Annotated in this window: 5 protein-coding genes; 1 reads left to right on the plus strand and 4 read right to left on the minus strand. The window is 72.1% G+C overall.

The features are described from left to right. Window positions 1–43: 43 nt before the first annotated feature. Window positions 44–910 carry an SDR family NAD(P)-dependent oxidoreductase gene (locus tag LZ198_RS16700; protein WP_253972968.1) on the plus strand — a complete coding sequence of 289 codons (867 nt, stop codon included), beginning with the start codon at window positions 44–46 and terminating at the stop codon, window positions 908–910. Between the two features lie 14 nt (window positions 911–924). Here the strand turns inward: LZ198_RS16700 and LZ198_RS16705 are convergent, their stop codons facing one another. From LZ198_RS16705 to LZ198_RS16720, 4 genes are all read right to left on the minus strand, one after another. After that, window positions 925–1,728: a trypsin-like serine peptidase gene (locus LZ198_RS16705; protein WP_253972969.1), complete on the minus strand. Its 804-nt coding sequence runs from the start codon at window positions 1,726–1,728 to the stop codon at window positions 925–927. A gap of 344 nt (window positions 1,729–2,072) precedes the next feature. After that, window positions 2,073–3,560, minus strand: a complete 1,488-nt coding sequence (locus tag LZ198_RS16710; RefSeq protein ID WP_253972970.1) for an FAD-dependent oxidoreductase — start codon at window positions 3,558–3,560, stop codon at window positions 2,073–2,075. Further along, the gene (locus tag LZ198_RS16715; RefSeq protein ID WP_253972971.1) at window positions 3,557–4,903 is read right to left on the minus strand and encodes a 2Fe-2S iron-sulfur cluster-binding protein; all 1,347 of its coding nucleotides are present in this window, start codon (window positions 4,901–4,903) and stop codon (window positions 3,557–3,559) included. Before LZ198_RS16715 ends, LZ198_RS16710 begins: the two co-directional genes overlap by 4 nt. Before the next feature lie 248 nt (window positions 4,904–5,151). Continuing rightward, a partial coding sequence (locus tag LZ198_RS16720) for a bactofilin family protein (RefSeq protein ID WP_253972972.1) occupies window positions 5,152–6,273 on the minus strand: 1,122 nt, incomplete at its 5' end.

A 6,273-nucleotide genomic window follows, 5' to 3' on the forward strand; every position in this document is an offset into this window, starting at 1 on the left:
TGCGCAGGATGAACAGCTTACCGGAGCCGAGGAGCCTCTCCCCATGCGTCCTCCCATCGACCAAGGCACAGTCCTCATCACCGGCGCGTCCGAGGGACTCGGGCGCGAGGTCGCGCGTCAGCTCGCGCGTCGGGTGCGAACCCTGGTGCTCGTGGACCGCTCCAGGGAGCGGCTCAAGCCCTTGCGCGACGAGCTGCTCGCCCGCTTCCCCACGCTCGGGGTCATCCTCAAGCCCTGCGACGTGTGCGACGCGGGCGAGGTGGACGACCTGCTGGCCTCGCTGGAGGCGCACTTCGTGAAGGTGGACGTCCTGGTGAACGCCGCGGCCGAGGGCACGCGGGGCCTGTACGCCGAGGAGGGCTGGTCCCGTCTGGAGGGCGTGCTGCGCTCGAACGTCTGGGTGCCGGCCCTGCTCACGCACCGGCTGCTCGCCGCCATGTTGGAGCGGGGGCGGGGCGGGGTGCTGAACATCGGCTCGGGCGCCGCGCAGCTCTACCTGCCGGGGGCGTCCCTGTTCGCCGCCTCCCAGCGTTTCCTCGACGGCTTCACCGAGTCGCTCCGGCTGGAGGTGGAGGGGCGGGGCGTCGTCGTCACGCGCGTCGCGCCGGGGCCGCTGGCGGGGTTGGACGCCGAGGAGGGCGAGGACGCGGTGCGGCCGTTCTTCCAGATTCCCGTGGCCCGGTGCGCGGCGGAGGCGCTCGTGGGCTTCGAGCGCGGCGCGGCGCTGGTGTACCCCGGGTGGGGGCATCGCTGGGTGATGCGGCTGTTGCCGCTGCTGCCGCGCGCGCTCAAGCGGAGCCTGGGGCGGCTGGCGCTCCGGGGCGCCCGGCGCGAGTCGCTGCTGGGGGCGCGGGGGCTGCCCGCGGGGCTCGCCCGGCCGGTGTTGGCCGGCGAGCCCACGTCGGGGTGATGCCGTCGTCCGGACTAGAGGCCGATCTCCGCGAGGCGCGCCTTGACGCGCGTGGCCTTCACGCCGGTGTTGGCCGTGCCGCGGCCCTGGGAGTTGCCGCCCAGGCCGATGTGGTGCAGGCCCACCACCTGGTGCGTGGAGGAGGACAGCACGGGCGAGCCGGACGAGCCGCCCAGCGTGTCCGCGTCATAGGAGAGGTCCGTGGTGCTGTAGCTGGCGTTCTTCACGACGCCCGGCGAGGACTTCTTCGTCGGCGAGCAGCTGCTCGTCGTGTAGTAGTCGCAGTTCTGGTGGACGACGTAGATGCTCGCGTTGGTGGCGGCGTTGGTGGCCGACACCGTCAGCCAGCCGTAGACGTTGCCGGGGAGCTGGCCATTGGTGGCGGAGCAGCGCACCGCCGTCATGTCGTCACCCGACCACGTCTTGATGAAGGTGTCGCAGTTGTACCAGACGCGCGCCGTCGAGGCGACGCCGTCCTCGTAGTTGAAGGACGCGCGGGCGCCCACGGCCTGGGACGCGCTGCCGATGCAGTGGTTGTTGGTGATGATGACGTCGGCGGAGACGAGCCACGCCGTGCAGCGGCTGCCCACCGCGGGGATGGAGAGGTAGCCCACGGCCTGCGAGCGCGTGCGCTGCGTGCCCGTCAGCGACGTGGCGCTCACCCAGTTCACCGAACCCACGATGACGTTGGACTCCTGCGACGCCATCGGCTCGTTCGCCTCCACGTCCGGCACGTCCGGCGGCTGCTCGGTACCGCAGGCGGTCAGCGTACCCACCGCACCCACCAGACACAGCGCACGGATGCTCTTCGCGTTCATCGGGGGACTCCTCCTCGCGCGGGATCGCGCGCCGTGCCCCCAGGCACTTCGCGTGCCACGCCCACGGCACGTCGCGCCCGCTCGGGGCGCTCACGCGAGGGCCCCCCGAGGTGGTGCGGACGTGCTCCCGCCATCCCGTTGCGGATGTAAAGGCCCTTCACGTGGGCCGCGCCAAACCCCCGGTGCTTGCTGGATTTGCCTGGAATTTCGGAATGTGTCGCGTTCGAGGGCAGTCGCCGCGGGCCACTGTCCTCGCGCCGGACAGGGGCGGAAAAGTACAGGGGCCGCGGTCCCTCCCGATGCGTGGGTGGACGCGGCCCCTGGGGGACGGCGGGCGCGGGCGCTCAGCCGATGATCATGTCCTCGCGCTCGATGCTGCCCTCGGAGAAGCGGCGCAGGTTGAAGCGGGTGAACAGCTCGTCGGACTCGCCGGTGGCCATCCACTGCGCCATCCGCTCCGCGACGGCGGGGGCCATCATGAAGCCGTGGCCCACGAAGCCGGACATCTGCAGCAGGTTGTCCAGGCCCGGGGTGCGACCGAGGATGGGGTTGTTGTCCGGCGTCACGTCGTAGCAGCCGGCCCACTGGCGCAGCACCTTCACGTGGCCCACCTGGGGCAGTTGCTCCATGAGGGCCTGGGCGAAGCGCGAGACGAAGCGCAGCGTGCTGCCCATGTTCAGGCCCGCGGGCTCCTTCGGGTCACCCATGCCGCCGACGATTTCGCCGCGCATGGACTGGCTGAAGTACAGGCCGGAGTCGAGCACGGACACCAGCGGCCCCAGGAAGGGCTTGAGGGGTTCGGTGCTGAGGATTTCGTGGCGGTGCGGCTCGTTGGGGAGCTGCACGCCGACGAGCTTCGCCACCTCCGGGCTCCAGGCGCCGGCGGCGAGCACCACGGTGTCACAGGCGATGTCGCCGCGGTCCGTCTTCACCTTGCGGATCTGTCCGCCGCTGACCTCGAAGCCCTTGACGTCCGTGTACGTCTCGACGCGGACGCCCTTCTTGCGGCAGCCCTGCGCGTAGCCCCACAGGAAGGGCCAGGGGAAGATGACGCCGTCCTCGGGGTTGAAGGACGCCGCCACGCAGTTCTTCATCGTCAGGCCGGGGACGATGTCCCGCGCGGCGTCCGGGGTGACCAGCCGCGTGGGTACGCCGAAGCGGTTGTGCAGGGTGACGTTGCGCTCCAGCTTCCGGGCCACCGCCTCCGTGCGCGCCATGAAGAGGTAGCCGCCCTGGCGCAGCCAGACGTTGATGCCCAGCTCCCGGGCGAAGCCCTTCATCAGGTCGATGGAGCGCTTGGCCAGCTCCACCAGCGCCGGGGTGCCCCACTGCATGCGCACGCCGCCGCCGTTGCGGCCGGAGGCGCCCGCGCAGAGGTAGCCGCGCTCGAGCACCACCACGTCCGTCTCGCCCGCGCGCGCCAGGTTGTACGCCAGCGCCAGCCCCATGATGCCGCCGCCGATGATGACCACCTTGGCCTTCGCGGGCAGGGGCTCGGTGGGCCGCAGCGCGGAGGCGAAGACCTCCACCTCCTGCGGCACGCCGCCCACGGGGGGGACGGACTCGTCCACCGGCGCCGTGGCCAGCAGGCGCAGCTCGGTGGGGTAGAGCGGGGGGCGCGGGGTGAAGGGCACCACCGCGTCCGGCGCGAGGGCCTTCTCCTTCTCCAGCAACGCGGCCACCGCCGACAGGCAGCTCTTGCCCTGGCAGATGCCGGTGCCGAAGCCGGTGTAGCGCTTCACCGACTCCACGTCGCAGTACCCGCGCGACACCGCGTGCCGCACGTCGTCCGCGGTGACGTCCTCGCAGGAGCAGATCAACGACTTGCTCATGACAGCCCTCCCACCAGCGCCTGCGCCGCGCGTCGTCCCGCCTCGGCAGCCTGCTTCGCCGTGCCGCCGCCGGTGACGTCACCCGCCACGAACACTTCCTTCGATTCCGTTCGCCCGTCCGCGTCCGCCGCGACGTGGAACAGCCCACGCGCGCTGTCGAAGCCCACCTTCGCTCCGCCCTGGCGCGCCAGCTCGAAGCTGGGGCTCACCGGGACGGACACCAGCACCGCGTCGCACGACACCTTCTGACGTGCTCCGGAGGTCGTCGTGTAGCTGAAGGCGCTCACGTGCCGCAGGCCATGGGCCTTGGGCTCGGAGCCCTGCGCCGCGAGCGCATGCACCCCGGGGGGCGGCGCGGAGCGCAGGTCCACCACCGCGGCCACCTTCACGCCCCGGTCCTCCATCAGCGCGGCCAGCGCGTACAGCTCCGGGCCCCAGCCCACGAGCGCGGCCACCTGGGGCGCGACGTCGTAGCGGCGCAAGAGCAGGCTCGCCGCGCGGCCCGCGTAGACGCCGGGCAGGTCGTTGTTCTCGAAGGGCACCGTCGGGGGATGGCCTCCGGGGGCCAGCAGGAAGCGCTCCGCGTAGACCTTGAGCAGGCGCGGCCCCTCCGGCTCCCACGCTCCCACCGCGAGGTAGCGGCCGTGTTCGTCGTCGTAGAGGCCCAGCGCGGTGGCGCGCAGGCGGACGCTGTCCGGCGCGAACGTCGCGACGTCCTCCATGGCCGGGGCGCCGGACTCCGGGGCCCCGTGCGCCAGCCGGCCGCCGACGTGGTCCGCGCGCTCGAAGAGCAGGAAGGGGACGCCCTGGTCGGTCAACACGCGCGCGGCCGCGAGGCCCGCGCTCCCACCGCCCACCACGGCGACCCGCGTCCGCAGCGTGCGGGTCGGAGGCGGCGCGGGCGCCGGCTCCTTCGGCAGCAGGCCCAGGCCGGCCAACTGGCGGGCCACCTTCGCCATCACCTGCTCGGCCACCGGGACGCCCGCGAACATCTCGTGGTGATCCAGCCCCTTGGGGAAGAACCAGTCGATGGTCTCGAACACGTCCACCTTCGCGGAGGGAAACGCGTTCTGCCGCTCCAGCTTCATGCCCTCGCGGGCGGGCGTGCGGCACGTGTAGACGTTGGGCAGGCCGTCCACGCGCATGAGGCAGTGCGAGCACGCCTCCGCGAAGCAGTAGGGGCCGCGAGGCCGGTGGTACTTCACGGAACGGGCGAGCATGGACTCGCCCGCGGCGATGAGGGAGCACGCCACCGGCTCTCCCTCGATGGCGGGGATGCTCTCGCCCTCGAGGTCCACGGTGATGGCCCTGCCGCGCGAAGGTGCGTCTTTGAGGCGTCGCATGGGTGCCGCGCAAAATGGCGTACCCGGACCGGGTGGTCAAAGCCTGTCGAGGCATGACGCACCCCCGCCATGCAGCCCATCCGACAGCCGCGGTGATGGCGCGTGGGAACTTCTCTAAGACGACTTCGGGGACCGTCACGGGCCGTGTCGGCCGTGTGACGATCCCCGAGGACTGGCGAGGTGGGAGGGCCCGGGCTGGCTGTCCGCCCCTCCTCATGACGCGCCGGGCAATGGCCGGCGGCGGTGCGTCAGATGGGCTGCTCCGACGAGGTGGGGATGCGCTCCGGCATCCCGCTGCCCCGGCCGCGGTAGCCGAAGCGGGTGCGGATGACCGCGCCCAGCGCCACCATGGCCGCGAGGAAGGAGACGATGACTCCGAACACGGGGATGGCGCCCACCACGAGCAGCACCAACAGGCCCAGCGCCAGCACCACCGCCTGCGTCTTGCGTCCGCGCATCACCGGCAACCGCGTGCCCAGCTCGCTCGCCACCGCGGCGAAGCCCAGCGCGGCGGCCAGCGGCGCCGCCATCCACAGCACCAGCGCGGCGGGGATGCCGATGATGGTGATGCACAACACCACCGTGAGCGGCACCATCGCGATGAGTCCCAGGAGGCCCGTCAGGCCGCTCTGCATCGGCCGCGCGCGGATCTCGTCGCCCAACTGCTTCATCCGGGTGGGGAAGAACATCTGGCCGAGGAACCCCAGGCCGAACAGCACCGCGAAGGTGAGGATGAAGCCGGCCAGGCCGCCCTCGTTGTCGTCGTCGTCGTCCGACCCGCGGTGGGCGTTGTGGCCCGTGTCGTGGGGCTCCTTCAAGCCCTTCTTCAGCTCGCCGGCGACGATGCGGCCGATGTTCGCGCCGCCGAAGGTGTTGATGCTGCCCTCCACGTCCGAACCGTCCTCGCGCTCCACCGTGCCGCCGAAGGAGGACACGTCGCCCTCCACGTGGGCGCCCGGCTTGAGGATGACGTTTCCGCCGAAGGCGTGGGCGTCTCCCTCCACGACACCGCGGATCTCCAGGTTGCCGCCGAAGGCGACCGCGTCGTCCTCGACGTGGCCGTCGACCGTGAGGTTGCCGCCGTACACGACCGCGCTGCGCACCGTCTGTCCCGCCTTCACCTCCAGGGACTGACCGCGCGAGACCACGTTGCGGCCGCCCGAACGGTTGTTGCGCTTGAGCCGGTCACGCGTGCGGTGGAACTGCTTGCGGATATCCTCGCGCACCTCCTGCTGCACGTCCTCCTCGGCGTCGCCGTCCTCGGCGTCGCCGTCCTCGGAGCGCGCCCGGACCTCCGGTGGCGCGGGCGGCTGCGGCGCCTGGGGCGCGGCCACCGCGGCGGGCGGCGTGGGCGCCGCGACGGGTGCGGG

It is taken from the genome of Myxococcus dinghuensis (assembly GCF_024198235.1).
Lineage (GTDB): Bacteria > Myxococcota > Myxococcia > Myxococcales > Myxococcaceae > Myxococcus > Myxococcus dinghuensis.

Bases quoted from the DNA above. Each gene is read 5' to 3' on its own strand.
- LZ198_RS16700 (WP_253972968.1), top strand. From the start codon at position 44: ATGCGTCCTCCCATCGACCAAGGCACAGTCCTCATCACCGGCGCGTCC.
- LZ198_RS16705 (WP_253972969.1), bottom strand. From the start codon at position 1,728: ATGAACGCGAAGAGCATCCGTGCGCTGTGTCTGGTGGGTGCGGTGGGT.
- LZ198_RS16710 (WP_253972970.1), bottom strand. From the start codon at position 3,560: ATGAGCAAGTCGTTGATCTGCTCCTGCGAGGACGTCACCGCGGACGAC.
- LZ198_RS16715 (WP_253972971.1), bottom strand. From the start codon at position 4,903: ATGCGACGCCTCAAAGACGCACCTTCGCGCGGCAGGGCCATCACCGTG.